Consider the following 2275-nt stretch of genomic DNA (forward strand, 5'->3'; position numbering starts at 1 on the left):
GCTCTTCGACCTTCTGGTGGAGACCGCCCGGGACGAGGGGATTCCGCTGCAGTTCGAGGCCGCGCCCCGGGCCACCGGCACCGACGCCAACGTGATGCAGCTCAACCGCGCCGGGGTGGCCACGGCCCTGGTGGAGGTGCCGCTGCGGTACATGCACACCCCCTCCGAGGTGCTGAGCCTCTCGGACGTGGAGCACGCCATCGCCTTGCTCACGGCCGTGCTTCTTCGGATCGGCCCCGACCGGGACTGGATTCCGCAGTAGGAGGGGCTAGGAGGCTGGGACGCTGGAAGGCTGGAAGGCTGGAAGGCCAGAAGGCTATTTCCCCAGGCGGCGAGAACGGCGCGGAAACCGGTCGGCGGGGCATGGAGACTGGCCCCGGGCACGGCCGGGGCTGCCCCTGCTGTCACGGGATTTTTTTCGAGGGAAAGGGCGGGCCGCAAAGGGGAGATCGTTGGGACCTGAGCTTTCCAGCTTTCCAGCCTTCTAGCCTTCCAGCCTTCCAGCCAAAAGGATCGATCCTTGATCGAAGAGACCGGAACGGTGGTGGAGGTGCGGGCCGGGCGCGCCCGGGTGCAGACCGAGCGGGGCGCGGCCTGCGAGGGGTGTGCGGCCCGGGGGGCCTGCTCCCACCTGGGGGGAAGCCGCGAGGCGCGGGTGTGGGTACGCGATCCCCTGGGGGTGCGGCCGGGGGAACGCGTGGTGGTGGCCGTGCCGGAACAGGCCGTGATGCGGGCCTCGTTCTGGGTGTACCTGGTGCCGGTGGCCGCCCTGGTGGTGGGCGCCGTGGCGGGAAACGCCCTGGGGCCACGGCTGGGCATCGGGGCCGACGGGGGAGCCGCGGCGTTGGGGCTCGCCGCCATGGTCCTGGCCCTGGTGGCCTCCCGTTGGGCGGGGAGAGGGGCGGCGGTTCCCCGGATCGTTCGGAGGGCGTGACGTGGCCAAGAAGGCCGAGGGCGTGAAGGTCGTCTGCACCAACAAGAAGGCCCGGCGGGACTACCACATCGAGGAGACGGTGGAGGCCGGGCTCGTGCTCCGGGGTTCCGAGGTGAAGAGCCTGCGGGAGGGCAAGGCCAACCTCACCGATGCCTACGCCCGGATCGAGGACGGGGAGGCGTGGATCTCGGGGCTCCACATCTCGCCCTATCCCCACGGCCGCCGCGAGGAGCAGGACCCGGACCGGGACAAGAAACTCCTCCTGCACGCCTACGAGATCCGGCGGCTCCACGGCAAGATCCGCCAGAAGGGGTACAGCCTCGTTCCCCTGCGGGTGTACTTCCGGGGGGGGTACGCCAAGGTGGAGCTGGGGCTCGGGCGCGGGAAGAAGCTCTACGACAAGCGCGAGGACATCAAGCGGGCCGATGCCAAACGCGAGATGGAGCGCGCGATGCGTCGCCGGTAGGGCGGAAACAGAACCGGGTTTCCGGGCCCCCGCGGGAGATCCGCGGGGGCTTTTCGCGTTGGGGGGGGCGGGGGCGCGGGGCGAGAAGTGGGCCGCGGTTTCCGGAAAAAGCGGGTCCGCCCGGGGCTGCGGTTGAGCACCGGCGGTTGGTTCTTCTGGTCTAACTTGTTGAACGAAAAAATGTTTTCTCCCGGGTCGCCTTGGCCTATCGTAACCGTCCGGGCAACCCCTAGGCGGCGGAGGAGTCCGTGGAACGCGGTGAACGGCGGGTGCGGTTCCGGGGGAAATCCTACACGCTCGTGCCCTTGGGGCCCGACGACCCGGAGCGGATCGCCCTGGCGGAGGGGGACCCCGCCTTCGCCCGGCGGTTCGCCCCCGAGCGGTTCGTGGCGGGCCGGGCGGTGGCCCCCGACGAGGCGCCGGACGACCTGCTGGGGTTCTACGCGGTGGCCCACTCGGGCGATCCCGGCGTGCTCGACGACACCCTGATCTTCGTCTCGCCCCGGGCGCGGGGGCAGGGCCTCAGCCACCTCCTGATCTGGGGCGTGTACCGGGACCTCTTGGAGCGCCCCGGCATCTTCCACCTGAGCGAGCCCGGCGACGTGCCCCGGCTCGATCTGCACGTGCGCTGCGGGTTCGCCCCGCCGGTGCGCCCCCTGGTGGACGGACGGATCCGGGTGGGGAAGTACGACCTCCACACCGTGCTCGCCCGCCTCGAGTCCGAGGACGAGATCGAGCCCCTGGGCGAGGACGAAGAGGACGACCCCTGGCTGGGGTGAGCCGGCCCGGGACTCCTTGACCCTTTCCCGGGGCTTCCTCTATCGTAGCCGACGTCTCCGAGCGGTCGTCATCGCCTACCGGCCCCCAGGGGCCCA

General features: G+C 70.9%; 3 protein-coding genes and 1 pseudogene. All 4 read left to right on the forward strand.

Annotation, left to right across the window (positions count from 1 at the left end):
- Window positions 1-262: pseudogene (locus ACY0I8_RS17810) on the forward strand (M42 family peptidase); the annotation flags it as partial.
- 258 nt (window positions 263-520) lie between these two features.
- The gene (locus ACY0I8_RS17815) at window positions 521-934 is read left to right on the forward strand and encodes a SoxR reducing system RseC family protein (RefSeq protein WP_461395813.1); all 414 of its coding nucleotides are present in this window, start codon (window positions 521-523) and stop codon (window positions 932-934) included.
- Between the two features lies 1 nt (window position 935).
- Entirely contained in the window at window positions 936-1400 is a 465-nt protein-coding gene (gene smpB / locus ACY0I8_RS17820; protein WP_461395814.1) for an SsrA-binding protein SmpB, read from the forward strand.
- A 248-nt stretch (window positions 1401-1648) separates the two neighbouring features.
- Window positions 1649-2179, forward strand: a complete 531-nt coding sequence (locus ACY0I8_RS17825) for a hypothetical protein (RefSeq protein WP_461395815.1) — start codon at window positions 1649-1651, stop codon at window positions 2177-2179.
- Window positions 2180-2275 lie beyond the last annotated feature (96 nt).

The sequence above is a fragment of the Deferrisoma sp. genome, assembly GCF_054681715.1.